Origin of the sequence: Candidatus Ruthia magnifica str. Cm (Calyptogena magnifica) (genome assembly GCF_000015105.1) — a bacterium.
GTDB lineage: Bacteria > Pseudomonadota > Gammaproteobacteria > PS1 > Pseudothioglobaceae > Ruthia > Ruthia magnifica.
Window position 1 is genome coordinate 987,270 of record NC_008610.1, and the last position, 17,299, is coordinate 1,004,568.

General features: G+C 33.1%; 20 protein-coding genes, 1 tRNA gene and 1 pseudogene. 12 read left to right on the forward strand and 10 right to left on the reverse strand.

Translation table 11 applies throughout. The features are described 5' to 3' along the window. Positions 1–3: 3 nt before the first annotated feature. Genes gcvH through RMAG_RS04595 form a run of 4 tightly spaced genes read right to left on the reverse strand, consistent with a single transcriptional unit; the run spans position 4 to position 2,361 of the window. Positions 4–378, reverse strand: coding sequence for a glycine cleavage system protein GcvH (gcvH, locus tag RMAG_RS04580; RefSeq protein ID WP_011738261.1), 375 nt, complete (start codon positions 376–378; stop codon positions 4–6). A gap of 43 nt (positions 379–421) precedes the next feature. Next, entirely contained in the window at positions 422–1,498 is a 1,077-nt protein-coding gene (gene gcvT / locus RMAG_RS04585; protein ID WP_011738262.1) for a glycine cleavage system aminomethyltransferase GcvT, read from the reverse strand. Then, positions 1,498–2,148, reverse strand: coding sequence for an inner membrane-spanning protein YciB (locus RMAG_RS04590; protein WP_011738263.1), 651 nt, complete (start codon positions 2,146–2,148; stop codon positions 1,498–1,500). The genes gcvT and RMAG_RS04590 overlap by 1 nt, the downstream gene beginning before the upstream one ends. A 3-nt stretch (positions 2,149–2,151) precedes the next feature. Then, complete coding sequence (locus RMAG_RS04595) at positions 2,152–2,361, reverse strand: PP0621 family protein (RefSeq protein WP_024792227.1); 210 nt, start codon at positions 2,359–2,361, stop codon at positions 2,152–2,154. A gap of 85 nt (positions 2,362–2,446) precedes the next feature. On the opposite strand from RMAG_RS04595, the gene RMAG_RS04600 reads away from it, so the two are divergent. From RMAG_RS04600 to RMAG_RS04645, 10 genes are all read left to right on the forward strand, one after another. Beyond that, positions 2,447–2,533, forward strand: a tRNA-Leu gene (locus RMAG_RS04600). A gap of 220 nt (positions 2,534–2,753) precedes the next feature. After that, complete coding sequence (locus RMAG_RS04605; RefSeq protein WP_011738265.1) at positions 2,754–3,161, forward strand: Rid family detoxifying hydrolase; 408 nt, start codon at positions 2,754–2,756, stop codon at positions 3,159–3,161. 78 nt (positions 3,162–3,239) lie between these two features. Then, positions 3,240–5,300 (forward strand): ATP-dependent DNA helicase RecG, encoded by a 2,061-nt coding sequence (gene recG, locus RMAG_RS04610; protein ID WP_011738266.1) that lies wholly within the window; start codon positions 3,240–3,242, stop codon positions 5,298–5,300. A gap of 31 nt (positions 5,301–5,331) precedes the next feature. Next, on the forward strand, positions 5,332–5,805 hold the full coding sequence (locus tag RMAG_RS04615; protein WP_011738267.1) for a chorismate--pyruvate lyase family protein: 474 nt from the start codon (positions 5,332–5,334) through the stop codon (positions 5,803–5,805). 36 nt (positions 5,806–5,841) lie between these two features. After that, entirely contained in the window at positions 5,842–6,555 is a 714-nt protein-coding gene (gene cmoA / locus RMAG_RS04620; RefSeq protein WP_011738268.1) for a carboxy-S-adenosyl-L-methionine synthase CmoA, read from the forward strand. A gap of 8 nt (positions 6,556–6,563) precedes the next feature. Further along, on the forward strand, positions 6,564–7,151 hold the full coding sequence (locus RMAG_RS04625; protein ID WP_011738269.1) for an anthranilate synthase component II: 588 nt from the start codon (positions 6,564–6,566) through the stop codon (positions 7,149–7,151). A gap of 3 nt (positions 7,152–7,154) precedes the next feature. Then, positions 7,155–7,574, forward strand: a complete 420-nt coding sequence (locus tag RMAG_RS04630; protein WP_011738270.1) for a rhodanese-like domain-containing protein — start codon at positions 7,155–7,157, stop codon at positions 7,572–7,574. A 6-nt stretch (positions 7,575–7,580) separates the two neighbouring features. Then, the gene (locus RMAG_RS04635) at positions 7,581–7,829 is read left to right on the forward strand and encodes a glutaredoxin domain-containing protein (protein WP_011738271.1); all 249 of its coding nucleotides are present in this window, start codon (positions 7,581–7,583) and stop codon (positions 7,827–7,829) included. 2 nt (positions 7,830–7,831) lie between these two features. Then, positions 7,832–8,800: an NAD(P)H-dependent glycerol-3-phosphate dehydrogenase gene (locus RMAG_RS04640; protein ID WP_011738272.1), complete on the forward strand. Its 969-nt coding sequence runs from the start codon at positions 7,832–7,834 to the stop codon at positions 8,798–8,800. 500 nt (positions 8,801–9,300) lie between these two features. Next, positions 9,301–9,486: a hypothetical protein gene (locus tag RMAG_RS04645; protein ID WP_024792223.1), complete on the forward strand. Its 186-nt coding sequence runs from the start codon at positions 9,301–9,303 to the stop codon at positions 9,484–9,486. Between the two features lie 434 nt (positions 9,487–9,920). On the opposite strand, the gene rpsI is transcribed toward RMAG_RS04645, so the two are convergent. The 3 genes from rpsI to RMAG_RS04660 form a co-directional block, all read right to left on the reverse strand. Then, a complete protein-coding gene (gene rpsI, locus RMAG_RS04650; protein ID WP_011738273.1) occupies positions 9,921–10,316 on the reverse strand; it encodes a 30S ribosomal protein S9 in 396 nt (131 codons plus the stop codon). 14 nt (positions 10,317–10,330) lie between these two features. Continuing rightward, entirely contained in the window at positions 10,331–10,759 is a 429-nt protein-coding gene (gene rplM, locus RMAG_RS04655; RefSeq protein ID WP_011738274.1) for a 50S ribosomal protein L13, read from the reverse strand. Between the two features lie 115 nt (positions 10,760–10,874). Next, positions 10,875–12,470 (reverse strand): phosphoethanolamine transferase, encoded by a 1,596-nt coding sequence (locus tag RMAG_RS04660; protein ID WP_011738275.1) that lies wholly within the window; start codon positions 12,468–12,470, stop codon positions 10,875–10,877. A gap of 696 nt (positions 12,471–13,166) precedes the next feature. Here RMAG_RS04660 and RMAG_RS04665 point away from each other — a divergent pair. Next, on the forward strand, positions 13,167–13,730 hold the full coding sequence (locus RMAG_RS04665; protein WP_011738276.1) for a thioredoxin family protein: 564 nt from the start codon (positions 13,167–13,169) through the stop codon (positions 13,728–13,730). Between the two features lie 664 nt (positions 13,731–14,394). On the opposite strand, the gene RMAG_RS04670 is transcribed toward RMAG_RS04665, so the two are convergent. The 3 genes and pseudogenes from RMAG_RS04670 to RMAG_RS05895 form a co-directional block, all read right to left on the reverse strand. Continuing rightward, positions 14,395–14,580: a hypothetical protein gene (locus RMAG_RS04670; RefSeq protein ID WP_024792221.1), complete on the reverse strand. Its 186-nt coding sequence runs from the start codon at positions 14,578–14,580 to the stop codon at positions 14,395–14,397. Positions 14,581–14,752: 172 nt separating this feature from the next. Continuing rightward, positions 14,753–14,902 (reverse strand): annotated as a pseudogene (locus RMAG_RS06285) (PhnA domain-containing protein); the annotation flags it as partial. Between the two features lie 31 nt (positions 14,903–14,933). Beyond that, positions 14,934–15,098 (reverse strand): hypothetical protein, encoded by a 165-nt coding sequence (locus RMAG_RS05895; protein ID WP_157834505.1) that lies wholly within the window; start codon positions 15,096–15,098, stop codon positions 14,934–14,936. A gap of 336 nt (positions 15,099–15,434) precedes the next feature. Here RMAG_RS05895 and RMAG_RS04680 point away from each other — a divergent pair, with 336 nt between their 5' ends. Further along, complete coding sequence (locus RMAG_RS04680) at positions 15,435–17,255, forward strand: DEAD/DEAH box helicase (protein WP_011738277.1); 1,821 nt, start codon at positions 15,435–15,437, stop codon at positions 17,253–17,255. The last annotated feature ends 44 nt before the right edge of the window (positions 17,256–17,299 follow it).

The following is a 17,299-nucleotide window of genomic DNA, read 5'->3' on the forward strand; positions in this document are numbered from 1 at the left end:
AATCTAGTCTAGTATTTGCGCATAAACAGCGACATTCATCAAATCATCAACTGAATGAGACTTAAATTTGACCAGCCAACCATCATCATAACAACTATAATTAATCAGTTCTGGCTCGTCATCAAGTGCCTTATTGACTTTAATAATTTGCAAATCAGCAGGTGCATAAACACCACTAGCTGCTTTAACAGATTCAACCACACAAAATTCATCCTCAATAGAGACCTCATCATCAATGTTGGGTAATTCCACAAATACCATATCACCTAATAGTGCTTGTGCATGATCAGTAATACCCATGGTATAAGTGCCATCGCCATGATCTAAAATCCACTCGTGAGTTTGTGTGTATTGTCTATCGTCTCTTATTTCGCTCATGTTGTTCTCCTAAATTTTCTCAAGCAGGACTTTGCTTACTTACTTAAACCAATACTTTTCCATTACGCACGAATGGCAATTTGACTATTTTAGCGTAAACTTTCTTTTTTCGTATCTCAATTTCACATACGCCAAAGCTACCCTTAGGTACACTTGCCAGTGCAATTGCCTTACCAATAGTGGGTGAAAATGTGCCTGAAGTTACCTCACCTTCGCCTAGACTAGTTATTACTTTTTGATGATTTCGAATTATACCTTTACCTTCTAAAACTAACCCAACAATAGTCTTTTCAACGCCTTTTTCTTTTAATATTTCTAATGCATCACGACCTATAAACGCACGATTTTCATTAGTTAGATCAATTGTCCAAGTTAATGCTGCTTCAAGTGGTGAAACCTTATCACTCATCTCTGAACCATACAAACTCATACCCGCTTCTAGACGCAAGGTGTCACGCGCACCCAAGCCACAAGGCCTAATACCTGCTTCAAGTAACATTTTCCAAGTAAATTTTGCTGAACTTGAAGACAGTATAATCTCAAACCCATCTTCGCCTGTATAACCTGTACGTGCAATGAATAATCCACCCAAACTAGCCGCATTAAATGGCTTTAACTTACCACAAACCTCTTCAACCCCTGGCATAGCTGTAAATACCTTTACCCTTGCATTTGGACCTTGTACAGCAATCATTGCTAGATTAGACATACACTCAACCGATACATCAAAACCACTTGCCTGGGCGTTAATCCAAGTCATATCTTTTTCGGCAGTGCCTGCATTAATTACTATACGATAATATTCATCATCTTGGTAATAAATAATCAAATCATCTATCACCCCGCCTGACTCATTTAACATGCAACTATATAACGCCTTACCTTGTATTTTTAACTTATCAACATCATTAGCAATCAAAATTTGCAAAAATGCTTTTGCTTCGATGCCTTTAAAATCCACCACACTCATATGCGAGACATCAAACATACCTGCATCACGGCGTACTTGATGATGTTCTTCAATTTGTGAACCGTAATTAAGCGGCATTTCCCAATCTCCAAAATCAACCATCTTTCCTTGCGACTCTATGTGCATTTGATACAAAGGTGTTTGTCTCATTATTTTTTATCCTCTTTAATGTATTTTTTAATAAAAATTATCGTTATAATAATCAATGTAAATGTCAACCCCATGGTGCCAAATAGTTTGAAATCAACCCAAGATTCTTCAGTATGCTGGGCAACAATACAAAGCTGTTCCATCGTTGTATTTACACAATCCAGCTCTGTCAATTCAATTTTAGAATCAAGTTTAGTAGCAGTAAATAACGCCTCTCTAGCACCTAAAGCAAGATTAACATAATGAGCATTAAAAATTGCAATGCTTGTAAAACCAAACCCCCATAACCAACTAAGCTGGTGCCACATATTTTTTGGCAATTCTAATTCTTTACCCAACATTCTTTGTAATAGAGTTTTCTTGCCAATCCACATACTTAACACCAACACAAAAGCAAACACCACATACAACACACTAACCTTCCACATTAAAAATGCAGGGTCTCTAAGGGCAAGTGTTATACCGCCTAAAAACACCAATAAACCAAATGTTATTAAATGGATATTTTCAAACTTACCCATTCGATAACGGGTAATCATTATCTGCAAAAAAGTTGCACCAATCATAGCATAAATTGCCATATACAAACCCATCGTCCTATAAATAACAAAAAATAGGACAATAGGGAAAAAATCAAGTAAAAATTTCATCACTTACTCTAAATGTTCTTTTGAGCAATACACCTTATTATTTTGAATAATTGCCTCATTTTTAGGAATATGAACCTTACAAACACTACAAGCGAGCATTTTATTAATCGATGTTTTTTGGTCAATACGATCAGTTGGTTTTCTAAACTTTTTTAAAAGTAAAAATCCTGTCCACACAAGTAAAACAATAATAATTAACTTAACAATTCCCATACAATTCAACCTTGACAAAGAGCGAAATTTTACCAATGCTTAGTATATAATTGACTCTTTTTATATGTTTATAATTCACAAAATTGCCCGGGTGGTGAAATTGGTAGACACACAGGACTTAAAATCCTGCGGCTTCACGGTTGTGCCGGTTCGATTCCGGCCCCGGGCACCATACTAAAATCAATCTTTGTATTGCAACTTTCAATAGTTGCACGACCAACACCTGAATACAATGAAAATCTGACTACATTTCACTAATAAAGAAGTGTAGGGTTACTAGTTATCTATGTAACTACTTTTCAAGGTGTTTGAATAATCTTTTATCAAAAAAATTCATCTTAACTCATCAAAGGTTTCGTATAATTAATACATTCTAACTTAAGTACTTTATCATGCAAAAACATATTATTTCAACTAGCAAAGCCCCTAAAGCAATTGGTACTTACTCTCAAGCAGTGCATATTACTGGCGGTTCTAGCGTTTATTTATCCGGACAAATCCCTCTAATACCAGAAACAATGGAAATAATCAGCGACAGTATCGGCGAACAAATTAATCAAGTATTTAAAAATTTAACGGCTGTTTGTCAAACATCCAATGGCGACTTAAAAAATATTGTCAAACTTAATATATATCTCACTGATCTTAACAATTTTCCAAAAGTCAATGAAATTATGTCTACTTATTTTGATGAACCTTATCCCGCACGTGTGGTGGTTGGTGTTAATGAATTACCCAAGGGCTCAATGGTGGAAATGGATGGAATTATGGCAATAGAACCCTATGATTACACCTACTAAATGTATCATAAAATGCAACTTTCTAAAATAGCTTGGCAACAATTTTTATGGTTTGTTTAGATAAAACTTCTCTTACTCATGCATCAGTTATTTAGTCCAATCATTGTATTAAATGGATTAGGCCCAAAAATACAGCAAAAACTAAACGCTATTGGTATTTTTAATTTGGAACATTTATTGTTTCATCTACCAACACGTTATCAAGACAAAACCAAGCTAACTAAGCTAAATCAAGCTCAAGTAGGTGATGAGGTGTTAATTCAGCTAACCATAGAACATATCGAACAAGTATCAACTCATCAGCGACAACTGTTATGCTACTTATCTGATTCTGGTCATCAAGACTTATTACTTCGATTTTTTCATTTTAATCAAAAACAAAACTTCATTCGTGGTGATATCATCCAATGCTTTGGTGAAATAAAAATTGGCAAAAATAGCTTAGAAATGCACCACCCTGAATATCGATTAATCTCTAAAGGGCAGGCTCACTTACTAGAAAAAACACTCAGTCCCATATATGCATTAACTGCCAATATTCACCAAGCACAAATGAAAAAATGGATTGATATTGCATTAGAGACTTTACAACAATCAAACTTATATGACAATTTTAAAAATCTAGCAAATAATTCTATGCCTACTCTTAAACAGGCTTTGAAGACACTACACCATCCTAAAGTTAATGATAATATCGAACAAATTACTAATTTTAACCACCCTTCACAACAACGCCTGATTATTGAAGAGTTATGTGCACAACGACTTAACTTACTCCAACTCAAAGATAAACGTAAATCCAAAAAGTCTAATATCTTTAAGATTAAAGACGTTTTAACCAAAAAAGTACTAAACGTCTTAGGGTTTCAACTAACGAAAGCACAACAGCGTAGCATTGATGAAATTAATTCAGACCTTGCATCGAACTTTCCAATGCTTAGATTATTACAAGGTGACGTAGGATCAGGAAAGACTATTGTAGCCGTATTTGCTTGCTTACAAGCAATCGAAAATGGATTTCAAGTTACCATTATGGCACCCAATGAGGCACTTGCTTCACAACATTTACAAGAATTTTCAAATTATCTAGACCCTTTGGGTATTGATATTGCATTTTTAACTGGTTCACAAAGTGCAACACAAAGAGTAGAACGACTTAAAAAAATTATCATTGATGAAGTAAAAATTATCATTGGCACCCACGTATTCCTTCAAACTCAAGTTGTTTTTAATAAATTAGGTTTAGTGATTATTGACGAACAGCATAAATTCGGTGTACATCAACGCTTATCACTTGTACAAAAAGCACACAATACACCCCATCAACTGGTCATGACTGCCACCCCTATTCCAACCTCATTAATCATGAGTGCCTATGCAGATTTAGATTGTTCAGTGATTGATGAATTACCTCCTGGCAGAAAACCCACTAAAACCATTGCACTTAGCAATGATAAAAAAGACAAAGTGATTGAAAAAATCAAACAAGTTTGTACTACTGGTAATCAAGTATATTGGGTATGCACACTAATTGAAGAATCAGAAACGCTTCGTGCTAAATCTGCCACCAGTACTCATCATTATCTACAGGAAAATTTAAAAGAATTAACCGTAGTGCTGATTCATGGAAAGATGCACAAGGATGAAAAATCCACTATTATGGATCAATTTCTAAAAAACAAGATTGATGTTTTAGTCGCCACCACAGTCATTGAAATTGGGGTTAATGTCACCAACTCACCACTCATAGTGATTGAAAACTCTGAAAGATTGGGACTTTCACAATTACACCAATTACGTAGCCGTGCAGGGCGAGACACTAATACTAGCGTTTGTATTTTAATGTATCAGGCGCCACTCAGTCACAGTTCTTTTGTACGACTTGACACCTTAAGACAAACAAATGATGGCTTTAAAATTGCACAAAAAGACTTAGAGCTTCGTGGCCCTGGTGAGATTTTAGGCACACAGCAAGCAGGTATCGCTAATATGAAAATTGCCAATATTGTGCGTGATAGATATCTACTCAAACAAGTATATTTTTACTCAGAAAAATTCTTAAAATTAAGAAAAGACAAGCAGCAAGCACTTATTACTCGTTGGATTACTGATGATAAAAGCCAATATGGTAATACTTAAAAGTGCTTAATTAACGTAAAATAACTCAACTATGATTAACACAAAAAACTTGATATGGACAAACTTAAATCAAGTGAGCAATATACCTAACCACGTTCTTATTTGGCTTAATGACCACCAATCCTTAACTGCTAAATTAAAGCAAAAATTTAATCATTTTTCCATCAATGTTTTATCACAAATAGAGTCTTTTGTATATGCTAATGAAGCAGAATTGCTTGACTGGAACGGCCAATCTATTGTGCGTGAAGTAGAACTTTTAGGAGATAATCAGGTTGTTGTATTTGCCAGATCAATTATCCCCATCACTAATGACACAAAAAACTTATTAAAAATTGGTAGTAAACCTTTAGGCGAGGCATTGTTTAATGATAAAAGTATTAAACGTAGTCAACTACAAATCACACACACACATGATACTTGGGGTAGAAGGTCTATTTTTACCATTGGTTCAACTCAAGTATTGGTCAGTGAATTTTTTATAAAAAATTTATATGCTGTATAAACCTTATAAAAATAAACAAATTGGTCAGTCTAACTAATGCGTGATAATATCTTCACTAAAGAGAATGACTTAGTTAATTTCGCCTTTGATTCACAAGTGGCCAATGTGTTTGACGACATGGTTAAACGCTCAGTGCCAGCTTATCAATCTATGATTGAGATGATTAGTTTAAGTGTTAAAACTTATGGCCAAGACAATACTAATTATTATGACCTTGGCGCTTCAACAGGTGCCACTTCCATTGCCTTAGGTATCAATAACCCACACTCAAATAATCAAATTATTGCCCTTGACAATTCACCAGATATGGTTAAAAAATGCCAGCAAAATTTAGCAGGTAAAATTGATAATGTTGATGTAATTTGTGGTGATATCCTCGATATGAAGTTTGAAAATGCATCTATTATTGTACTTAATCTAACCTTGCAATTTATTGCACCAAACAATAGACAAGCCTTAATTAATAGGATTTATAAAGATTTAAATACAAATGGCGCATTAATTATTTCTGAAAAAATTCATTTTAATGATCAACAAAAACAAAAACAGATAGCCAAATTACATTTAAATTTTAAACGCGCCAATGGTTATAGCGAGCTTGAGATTACAAATAAACGTCAATCGATTGAAAATGTACTAATAACAGATAGCAAGCAAACCCACTTTAAGCGATTTAACATGGCAGGCTTTAAAAACAGTATTTGTCATTTTCAGTGTCTTAATTTTGTTTCCTTTTTAGCGGTAAAATAACACACAGTATGTTACTGATGATTGACAATTACGACTCATTTACCTATAACTTGGTGCAATATTTTGGAGAGTTGGGGCAAGCCGTTGAAGTGTATCGTAACGATGAAATTACAATACAAGACATTGAAAAACTTGCACCTAAATTTTTGGTAATTTCACCAGGCCCTTGTACACCAAATGAGGCTGGGATTTCAATTGAAGCTATTAAATACTTTTCTAAGAAAATGTCAATTTTAGGGGTTTGCTTAGGGTTTCAGGCTATGGTTCAAGCTTTTGGTGGACATATTATTGGTGCAAAAAAAATTATGCATGGTAAAATGTCTAGTATTAACCATACTAATAAGGGTATATTTACAAACCTTAAAAATCCACTCAATGCAACACGCTATCACTCCTTGGTAGCACAACAATCAACTCTACCCAACTGTTTTGAGATTACCTCATGGACTAAAGATAACAAGGGAAAGATAGACGAAATTATGGGCATTAGACACAAAGAACTTGCCATTGAAGGGGTACAATTTCACCCAGAATCAATTTTAACTGAACAGGGTCATGAAATGTTGAACAATTTTTTAACAGGAAAAACTTTATAAACCATGGAAATACTTGAATTTTTATTTGCTGATGAGCAAATGTTTACAACCATTACACTTATATTATTAATTGCTTTACTTGTTGGCAATATTGTTGTTGATAAATTAAAAAAATATGAAGATATTGATGCTAATGGGGCGGTCACACTCATGAATAATAACGATCTTATCCTATTAGATGTTAGAGAAGAAAAGGAGAGAAAGATGGGGTATATTGCTGGTGATATTCATATTCCACTTACTAGTGTTAAGGGTAAATTATCTTCATTGGATAAGCGTAAAAAGCTACTAGTATATTGTCGTAGTGGCTCTCGTTCAGCACATATTGCTGGATTATTAACACGCAATGAGTTTAAAAATGTATACAGTTTAAAAGGCGGTTTTCAAGCATGGAAAAAAGCCAAACTACCCATTAAAATTTAATTAGTTATGAAAAAAAATATTATTTATTGCTCATATTCTTGTTTTTTTTGTCAAAGAGCTTATCAATTGCTTAAAAAAAGAGATATTTCTTTCAAAAAATACCACGTTAAAAATATAGGAGACTGGAATGAAGTCAAGGAAAAGATAGGTAGAAAAACCGTACCAAAAGTGTTTATTAATGATTTTCACATAAGTAGATTTGATGATTTATTAACTGCAGAACAATCTGGAAAATTAGATGAAATTCTAAATTAACCATGAGTAAAAACCTTAGTATTATTGGTGCTGGTGCTTGGGGGAGTGCTCTAGCCATTGCTCTTTATGATAATTTTGATACAATTTATCTACATGCCCATACTCAAGATGAAGTCAAAATACTAAAACCAAAATATTCTGCACTTTATCCTAACAATATAAAAATTACCTGTGATTTTTCTAAATTACAAAACTCCAAAGACATACTAATTGTTACACCTAGTTATGCATTTTCTGAGGTATTAGAAAAAATAAAACCACTAATTAGTAGCGCTCATCAGATTGCTTGGGGTACTAAAGGTTTTGATACCACCAAGAGATGTTTTTTATATGAAAGTTTTGAGCGTATATTCCCTAATCGCAATGGTTGTGTTATCTCTGGACCAAGCTTTGCTTTTGAAGTGGCAACGAATAAACCTACTGCATTAGTTGTGGCATCCGTTGATAAAAATACTAGAAAGCACTTTGCAAAATTAATACAAACAACCACCATACGTGCTTACACCAATGCTGATATTATCGGTGTAGAGATTGGCGGGTCAATTAAAAATATTTTAGCCATCGCTGCTGGTATTGCTGCAGGATTAGGTTATGGTATTAACACCCAAGCAGCATTGATTACTAGAGGCTTAGCAGAGATGTCACGCCTAGGGGTAAGTCTTGGTGCAAAAAACTCTACCTTTGTTGGCTTGTCTGGTTTGGGAGATTTAGTGCTTACTTGTTCAGATGATTTATCTAGAAACAGAAGGTTTGGCAAAGAATTAGCCTTTAATCATAGTATTAAAAGTGCATTATACAATATAGGAAGTACGGTTGAAGGTCTTAATACACTTGAGCTTATTTTATCTATTGCCAATAAAAAGCAAGTGGAAATGCCAATTTGTGAACAAGTTTATCAGGTTACACAAGGCAAGATAACGCCTACTGAAGTAGTCAACTATCTAATGTCTAGAGAGCAAACTAACGAATGAAACTAGACTTGTTTAGGCATAACGTGCTATTGAGTGGGTTCGTGTATTTATCCTGCTAATTAAGATGATCCTTTTACCAAAAAGGACTGACAGTAAACGTTTAATTCTACTCAAGGAAAATTATAGGATTGTATTGCCAGTTCACTTTTAGTACATTGCTGAGTTTGCTAAGTATTTGTCTAAAAATAAAAATACGTATTGCAAAATTTCAACAACTTTAAAGAATTTAGTTTTAGCTATTGACAAGAGAAAAGTTATAATTCTATTGGTTAAACATTGTTTGATAATTTTAAATTAAACTATGTTAATCACCAACCACCTAGCAGAAAATCTTTATGTTTTTCAAACACGAGTTTTGCCTTACTTTTAAGGCATTGAGCTTTCATAATAATAATAAACCACGTACGCTGGTTCTATATCCTATTTATTAAATTCTATCTATTAAAAAAATATTTACAATGGAAGTCATTTATGTTATACATCCAATTTAAATCATTAGTATGATGCTTAAAGCCACTTCAATTCAAGCAAATAAATTTTTGGGTTTAAAATCATGGATAAATTCTTTTGAAACACCAAGCTTTAGTCAAAGAAAAATTGCATTTTTTAATTATCTACTTCCTATGATTGAAAAAGCACTAAAAGTAATATTAAATGTTATCCAAAACTCCATAATATTAGCATAAACAGAAATAGAATTGGTGATGTTTAACAATTTTTTAAACACTAGTGTAACTATTTTGGTATTTTGTGCTTCAAGCCTAGTTGTGGCGTTACACCTAAACAACGTCCTGAAAATGCTACGCACAAGATTACAATATTCTCTTCAGCATCCAATTCTGTAGAATATTAATCGGCACTTTGCCTACACACTACTTATAAAAATTAGCTAATACAAACGTAATAACCATCTACCATCAGTATTACTTTATCATAAAGGCTGTGATTTTACTCTAAAATTAGCTTTGCTTATATTGAAATAAGCATAAAGTATTACTAGATATAATAAATCTCAATAATGCGATTTTATAAATTATAAAATCGCATTATTGAGATAGACAATAAAAAACCTGCATTTATTTTGGATAAATATAGGTTTTTATGAATGCTTAAAAATGACTTAACGCTTAGAGAACTGCTCACTCTTACGCGCTTTTTTACGACCGACTTTTTTACGCTCTACAATTCTAGCATCACGTGTTACAAAGCCTGCTTTACGTAATTCGCTTCGCAAATCATTATCATATACCATTAATGCACGAGTCACTCCCAATCTAATTGCACCGGCTTGACCTGTATCACCACCGCCTTTAACCATGATATTAAAATCAAACTTATCTCTCATTTCAACCATATCTAATGGTTGATTGATAATCATTGAAGAAGTTTCACGTCCAAAGTATTCATTCATTGGACGCCTGTTAACCATAAAAATACCTTTGCCTTTGGTCATATAAACACGAGCTACTGATGTCTTTCTTCTTCCTGTTGCATAATAAGTTTCTGTCTTTGCCATAATATTTTTTTATCTTAAATATCTAAAACTTGAGGTTGCTGTGCACCGTGTGTGTGTTCACTACCTGCAAATACCTTCATTTTTCTAAACATATCTCTACCTAAAGGGCCTTTTGGCAACATACCTTTCACTACTTTATTGATAATTTCCTCTGGCTTTTTGGCTTGTAAATCTTTAAATGCAATTGATTTTAAGTTGCCAACATAACCCGTATGGTGGTGGTACATTTTATCTTCAAATTTATTACCTGTTACCTTAATTTTTGAGGCATTGATAATAACAATATAATCGCCTGTATCCGTATGCGGTGTGTATTCAGGTTTATGCTTACCACGAAGACGAGAGGCAATTTGCGTTGCAAAACGACCTAAGATTTTACCGTCAGCGTCAACGAGTAACCAATCTCTTTTTACTTCATGTGCTTTAGCACTAAATGTTTTCATAATCCAATTTATCTTTTCATGTAGAATAATCGGGCTATTATAATCACTTTTAACTTTAAATGTTAAACTATATTTCAATACCAATATAATTAATCGCATAGCCAATGCCGTTAGTTTATTTGATATAACTAATATAATCCAACTTTTCTTTGTAAATAAGGGTATCTACATTCATCAATCCTAACAATGTGTGAAACATACCATCATGAGAAAGTTTGGTATTTGCTTTTTTATTTAACAATTCTGCATCAACATCTTTAAAAAACTCATCACCAAACCACAAAATTGAGCCAACATGAATTTGTTCCTTGGGAGCGATAAAATAGGGCATTCCATGCAGATATAATTCATTCTCTCCCAGAGATTCCCCATGATCACTCATATAAAACATAGCGGTTTTAAATAGACTTTGGTTATTTTTTAAAAAATTGATTGTTTTGGATAAAAAATAATCTGTATAAACAATGGTATTGTCATACGCATTGCTAATTTGCACATTTGTGCATTTGTTAAGCTGATTGGTTTCACATATAGGAGTAAATATTTTAAACTTTTCAGGATAACGTTTGTAATATGCTGGGCCATGACTACCCATCATGTGCAAAATAATAAGCATGTCTTTGTCATAATGAGCATCAACATATTGTTGCAAACCAACCAGCATCCCCTCATCTCTGCATTCAATATTACAAACTGTATTCAAACTCTTTGATTTAAAATCTTGATAAGTGAGACGATCTGCTACACCCTTTGAGTTAGAATTGTTATCTCTCCACAAGATTTTCACGCCTGCATAGCTTAAAATATCAAGTGCATTACTCATATTTTTACCTTCGACATGCGTATAGTCACTTCGACCTAAGTTTGAAAACATACATGGCAATGAATAGGCAGTATCCGTACCGCAAGAATACATTTGTCTTAAACTAATCACATTTTCATTTGCAAGCAAAGGATTAGTCATTCTTTGATATCCATTCAAAGAAAAACGATCTGCTCTGGCTGTTTCACCAACAACCATAATGATTAATTTTTTCTTATCATCAGCTCGATTGATTAATGCATCTTGAGCAATTACCTTAAAAGGAATAGTGGTAGTTTCAAATTTTGAATTGATATGTTTACCAATAGCATATAAATAATAAGTTGGATTAATATATAGACGAAGTTGCTTATTTTCTCGAATAAAAGAAGTGTATGATTTAGAAAATATCGAAGTTATCAGAACAAACATAACCAACAAAATAACAATTACTTTTAATTTAGACCATAATTGTTGCAGAAAATTTTCTTTAATAATTTGAACCTTATAAATCCAATAACTAGGAATTAGCCCTAACAAAATAGCATATGCAATTAACTCAAAACTAAATAAGTCGACTGACTCTGCCACACTGGTTTCTAGACTATTAGCAATCATATTATCATCAAAGATAATGCTATAATTATTGGCAAAATAAGCAACAATAGCCGAAACAATAAGCAATAAGATTAATATTGGCTTGACGCTATATCGATAACAAATTAAGAGTAACCCTATCACTAAAAATACAAGCAACCAGAGTAATAAGGAAGCCACAAATGCGATATTATCAACCAAAGGATAAATCTCAATCACTTCTGAGAAGAATTTAAAATTGCCTATCGTAGTTAAAAATATCGCAACAATAAGTACTAAATTAGTTGTCGTTATTCTTTGTAAAAGCTTCATTAATAGCTAAATTGAGTATAAATAATGATTATTATATTGTCTAAATCATAATGACACAAAGCAATGATTAATTCACATGCCCATTTAGACTTTGACCATACAGTACAATCGTCGAAAATGCAGTATCAATTGTATCTAGCGTAGGTAAACAAAACTGAAATATTATTAGATTAACGAGGATTAGTACGATTAGCAAAATCTCATATTTTAATTATTGGTCTTGATGATGCTTGTACAGAAGCACTCTATAGAGCTGGTATTAACACATTAATCTTAGTTCATTTTGATATTTTATAAACGTACCTTAATCGTCAAATTATTGCACTTAATTCAACACTTAACCATGCCAAAGTAGACGTGCTTGCTGATAGATTATTTTATATCAAACCCTATCAAATCTGAGTTTTATTGCAGGTTGTATTGATACAGGTGGAAGACTTAATCTCACTCAAATTAAAATTTCGCGTATGGATAAAATCCAGAGCTGTGCCTTAGTTACGTGAACAAGCTTCAGCGCCAATTAAGGCATTTACACATACTGATGCCACTCTTCTGATAGATTTAGAGCAGCAAATGGTGTAATTTCGTATATGCCTAATATTTTTAGGGTTGATGATGCAAGACATACCATTCAAACTCTATTAAAATCATAATCTCTAAAAATAAAATCTTGTCTGTTTCAAGAAAGAGGAAAAAATGGTTAGTACAAAAACCCCAATTTGTGATTTTAATACCCCGGCAATCGACTTTAGTTTAAAAGGTGTTGACGAAAAAATGCACACTTTAAAAAGTTGCAAAGGTAAAAACGGCCTATTGGTAATGTTTATTTGCAATCATTGCCCTTATGTTAAAGCAATTATTGATCGTATTATTTATGACACCAGAATATTCAAAGCAATAGGAATAAATTCTGTTGCAATTATGTCAACCAACCCAAATGAATATGAGGTTGACTCTTTTAAAAATATGCAAAAAATTGCCATGAGTATGAACTTCCCATTTCCGTACTTGATGGATAAAACTCAGCAGATTGCTAATGCCTATGGCGCTGTATGTACGCCTGATTTTTTTGGCTATAATGCTGATTTAAAATTGCAATATCGTGGTCGGTTTGACGCTTCACGTAAAGAATCTATAGCAGTAGGTATTAAACGTGATTTATTTGATGCAATGAGTCAAATAGCCACAACTGGACAAGGCCCTAAAGAACAAATTCCCTCAATAGGTTGCTCAATCAAATGGCTGCATAGTGTTGATTAAGTATATTGCTGTGCAATATGGTTAAAAACGACCCTGACATTAAAAATTTATTACCCTAGGTTTTATCTAAATCTATGTTGGCTTTAATTTGATAATTTCATCAATCGTCTTACTTTGCTTTATCAAGTTTTTCATACGCCACCAACATGTCTTAATAACGCACTAAAGACGTTTTATCGCCTAAGACCCATAACCCAAAAGTATAATTTTTGTATGCTCATCAATTTGGTTTAAAACCTGATTAACATTGCCAATCATGCCTTTAACACTACCGCCATTTGAAGCATCAATAAAGAATATAAACCATTAAAAAATATCTCCCATGTGTACAATATTTATAGTTTTACAGAAAACAATACCATCACCATTTGGTATGTGAATTATCTTGATGTGTTACTTATATTTTTTGATTGTTTAAATGAAGGTAATGCTATCATTAAATATAATGATAGCAAAAGTAACTTTGGAAAGGATGGGTATTTCTTATTAAAAGCCTTAATAAAATTATCATAACCCATATGCTTTGAACCTCGTCATGCATCACAATAATAACATCTACCTTAGCCATTTTTTCATTACCACCCCACGTATTAATCACAAATTTAATCGTCTAGATTGTGATTTTAACCATAGTAACTTGAATTTTTGTGCTCAAAGGCGCAAGCTAGTCATCAGTATCAACTGACAAATCAATATTGCTATCCTTGCCTGTTAGCATATACAAGTTATCACTAATTTGTTGTATTTTGATTAGTCTCTGTTCAAAATCATAACCCTTAGCAAACACTAAATTGGTTGCAAAATAAATAAAGAAAAGTAGACTTAACAGAGATATTTTTATAAATTTCATGTCTATTATCCTATTCGATACCCAACGTAGAAAAATCAACATGACTACGATTCTTTCACATCAAACAATTCGATCAAATGTTGGTTATTAGCATACTGTTCACTTAGTTATTGTAATTATGAAATATTCATATTTATGTCTTTTAAACAAATTTCATCAAAATAACGATTCTCTACCCTTCTATTTTGCCTTTAATATGCTCAATATTATTAGTTACTAATGATATATTACGTGTTGCACCACGTTTAACAGTAAAGTTTGCGCCTTTAACTGTAGATCTTTGGTTAGAATTAATCGTATTACTGGAGTCTAACTGAGTTTCATGACTATTTTTGTGTTTTAATGTTTATTGGTCATTTAGTATGCTCATCCATTACTTGCGCCCAAGTTAATGTTTCACCATCTAAATAAAGCATATCAAGCAAGTCCTGTGCTAATTTTTCACTACTTAACTTAGTCAATATACGCCAAGTTACTACTTGTATCGCTACTATTGACGACCACGCAGAATCGCTCAAGTAATATCAATGGTTAATATTTCTCTGCATGGGATTAAATAGAGTTATGACAAATGTTGCAAATTAAAATAGATTGATTGTCGCTATTCTAAAGGCATCACTGCAAATACTGATAAATCATGCTTATTGCTACACAACTCGCACTTGGATTATAACACGGCTTAATAATATTTGTTCAGTACCCATAAAATTGCCCATTTATATTGGAGCACTTTAAATTTAAATGCTAAAAACGAACTGTATTTTAACCGATAAATACAGCAAAAACTAATATAGTTCGCTTAAGCATTACCTAAATAGGTATAATTTTGATCTTCATTTATCCCACAAAATCACATGTCTGAAAATAAACCTGACCATAAGCCATTATCCAAATTTAAATGTTTAGGATTGTCTAATACCATTTTAAAAGTATTGGATGCTATTGGCTATGAAACACCCTCTCCCATTCAAGAACAATGCATCACCCACTTACTAAATGGCGAAGATATTATCGGTCAAGCACAAACAGGAACGGGGAAAACAGCAGCATTTTCTCTACCACTGCTTGACAAAATTGACTTAGGTATTAACATGCCACAATTATTAATTTTAACGCCCACCCGTGAACTTGCCATTCAAGTATCAGAAGCAGTACAAACCTATGCTAGAGGCATGAAAGGTTTTCATGTATTGCCTATTTATGGCGGACAATCTTATGATATCCAACTAAGACCACTTAAACGTGGTGTACATGCTATTGTTGGTACACCTGGTCGGGTGATGGATCACATTAAAAAAGGCACTTTAAAACTAGATCATCTCAAATCCTTCGTGCTAGATGAAGCCGATGAAATGCTAAAAATGGGCTTTATCGATGACATTAAATGGATAATGCAACGCATTCCTGAACAACGACAAATTGCCCTATTCTCTGCCACAATGCCAAGCGTTATCAAAAAAGTAGCTGAACAATTTTTAAACCAACCAAAAATTGTTAAAATAAAAACTAAGACAGAAACAGCGACCACCATTACCCAAAAATACTGCATGGTTGGTGGTTTATCACAAAAATTAGAAGCTTTAACTCGTATTCTTGAAGTTACTACCTTTGATGCAATGATTATCTTTGTAAGAACCAAAACACTCACTACAGAATTGGCAGAAAAATTATCCGCCCGTGGCTTTTCAGCAGAGGCCATAAATGGCGATATTCAACAAAACCAACGAGAACGTATTATCACTAACTATAAAAAAGGCAAAATTGACATTCTTATTGCTACTGATGTTGCTGCTCGTGGTTTAGATGTAGAGCGTATCTCGCACGTGGTTAATTACGACATTCCTCAAGATGCTGAATCTTATGTACACCGCATTGGCAGAACAGGACGTGCAGGTCGAAAAGGTGACGCAATTTTATTCGTATCAAATCGTGAAAGACGTATGCTCAATACTATTGAGCACATTACTCGCCAAAAAATCACCCCTATTGAACTACCCAGTGCAAAGATTATTAATGCCAAACGCATTGAAACATTCAAACAAAATATAGCACAAACTATCAACAATCAAAAATTAGATATATTTAAAAAATTAGTCAGCGAATTCCAGCAAGAAAATCCAGAAATTGAAACCTCAAAAATTTCTGCTGCCTTAGCATTTATTGCGCAAGGTAATGAGCCATTACTATTATCAGAAAAAGAGCCAAACTTTAATAACAATCAAATACCAAAAAAAGAAAAAATAATCCCTATTAAAGCCGACCCACTAAAAGACTTTCCAAAAATTCAAATGTGTCGTTATAAGATTGAAGTGGGCAATAATAATAATATTAAACCGGGTAATATTTTAGGTGCCATCGCCAATGAAGCTGACATAGATAGTGAATATATTGGCTCAATTCAAATTTTTGATCATTGCTCAACTATTGACTTGCCAGATGAGATGCCAAACGAGATATTTGAAGTTTTAAAAAATAGCGTGGTTTGTGGCAAACACTTAAACATTGTCGAACTCACTGAAAAAAATAACAAAACCACTATTGGAGGACGGTCAAAAAAACGTAATTTTAGCCGTGTAAAGTTCTCAAAGAGTAAAAATAATAACCGATGTAGCAATAAAGACTATTACGGCAAAAACAAAAAAAACAATAAACACGGTAGAAAATTAAAATTTTAACACCAAGACAAAGCATAATCGAAAGATTAATTGACGCTGTTATT

Bases quoted from the DNA above. Each gene is read 5' to 3' on its own strand.
- gcvH (WP_011738261.1), bottom strand. From the start codon at position 378: ATGAGCGAAATAAGAGACGATAGACAATACACACAAACTCACGAGTGG.
- gcvT (WP_011738262.1), bottom strand. From the start codon at position 1,498: ATGAGACAAACACCTTTGTATCAAATGCACATAGAGTCGCAAGGAAAG.
- RMAG_RS04590 (WP_011738263.1), bottom strand. From the start codon at position 2,148: ATGAAATTTTTACTTGATTTTTTCCCTATTGTCCTATTTTTTGTTATT.
- RMAG_RS04595 (WP_024792227.1), bottom strand. From the start codon at position 2,361: ATGGGAATTGTTAAGTTAATTATTATTGTTTTACTTGTGTGGACAGGA.
- RMAG_RS04605 (WP_011738265.1), top strand. From the start codon at position 2,754: ATGCAAAAACATATTATTTCAACTAGCAAAGCCCCTAAAGCAATTGGT.
- recG (WP_011738266.1), top strand. From the start codon at position 3,240: ATGCATCAGTTATTTAGTCCAATCATTGTATTAAATGGATTAGGCCCA.
- RMAG_RS04615 (WP_011738267.1), top strand. From the start codon at position 5,332: ATGATTAACACAAAAAACTTGATATGGACAAACTTAAATCAAGTGAGC.
- cmoA (WP_011738268.1), top strand. From the start codon at position 5,842: ATGCGTGATAATATCTTCACTAAAGAGAATGACTTAGTTAATTTCGCC.
- RMAG_RS04625 (WP_011738269.1), top strand. From the start codon at position 6,564: ATGTTACTGATGATTGACAATTACGACTCATTTACCTATAACTTGGTG.
- RMAG_RS04630 (WP_011738270.1), top strand. From the start codon at position 7,155: ATGGAAATACTTGAATTTTTATTTGCTGATGAGCAAATGTTTACAACC.
- RMAG_RS04635 (WP_011738271.1), top strand. From the start codon at position 7,581: ATGAAAAAAAATATTATTTATTGCTCATATTCTTGTTTTTTTTGTCAA.
- RMAG_RS04640 (WP_011738272.1), top strand. From the start codon at position 7,832: ATGAGTAAAAACCTTAGTATTATTGGTGCTGGTGCTTGGGGGAGTGCT.
- RMAG_RS04645 (WP_024792223.1), top strand. From the start codon at position 9,301: ATGATGCTTAAAGCCACTTCAATTCAAGCAAATAAATTTTTGGGTTTA.
- rpsI (WP_011738273.1), bottom strand. From the start codon at position 10,316: ATGGCAAAGACAGAAACTTATTATGCAACAGGAAGAAGAAAGACATCA.
- rplM (WP_011738274.1), bottom strand. From the start codon at position 10,759: ATGAAAACATTTAGTGCTAAAGCACATGAAGTAAAAAGAGATTGGTTA.
- RMAG_RS04660 (WP_011738275.1), bottom strand. From the start codon at position 12,470: ATGAAGCTTTTACAAAGAATAACGACAACTAATTTAGTACTTATTGTT.
- RMAG_RS04665 (WP_011738276.1), top strand. From the start codon at position 13,167: ATGGTTAGTACAAAAACCCCAATTTGTGATTTTAATACCCCGGCAATC.
- RMAG_RS04670 (WP_024792221.1), bottom strand. From the start codon at position 14,580: ATGAAATTTATAAAAATATCTCTGTTAAGTCTACTTTTCTTTATTTAT.
- RMAG_RS04680 (WP_011738277.1), top strand. From the start codon at position 15,435: ATGTCTGAAAATAAACCTGACCATAAGCCATTATCCAAATTTAAATGT.